Consider the following 583-nt stretch of genomic DNA (forward strand, 5'->3'; position numbering starts at 1 on the left):
GTGGAGGGTGACACCACCACAGACTACACCGTAACACTGAGCGATCCGGCTCCTGTGGGTAGCATCGTGACCTTAGCTTACAGCTACACCACTGCGTCAGGTGATGACATCACCGAAACCACTCAAGCAGTGATTGGAGCGGATGGCGTGACGGCTACATTTACCATCGATACCGTGGACGATGTGTATGCCGAAGGCGATGAAGTATTCCGTGTCAGCGTATCAGGCATTGTCGATAGCGACAGTAATCCAATCTTTGAAGCACTGAATTTAGACAATGCGTTTGTCGATACCACCATCAGTGATGAAACCGATCCTGGTCCAGAAGATACGGTTACGGTGACCATGACTGGTCCAGCGAATGTCGTGGAAGGTGACACCACCACAGAGTACACCGTGACATTGAGCGATCCGGCGCCAGTCGGTAGCATCGTCACGCTCGCTTACAGCTACACCACTGCGTCAGGCGATGACATCACCGAAACCACTCAAGCCATTATTGGTGCCGACGGCATAACTGCCACGTTTACCATCGATACGGTAGATGATGTTTACGCGGAAGGCGATGAAGTGTTCCGCGTCA

General features: G+C 52.5%; 1 pseudogene. It reads left to right on the top strand.

Annotated features, from left to right (window positions below):
• Positions 1-583 (top strand): annotated as a pseudogene (locus R7190_RS29210) (calcium-binding protein); the annotation flags it as partial.

This window comes from Vibrio sp. 1078-1, assembly GCF_033340475.1.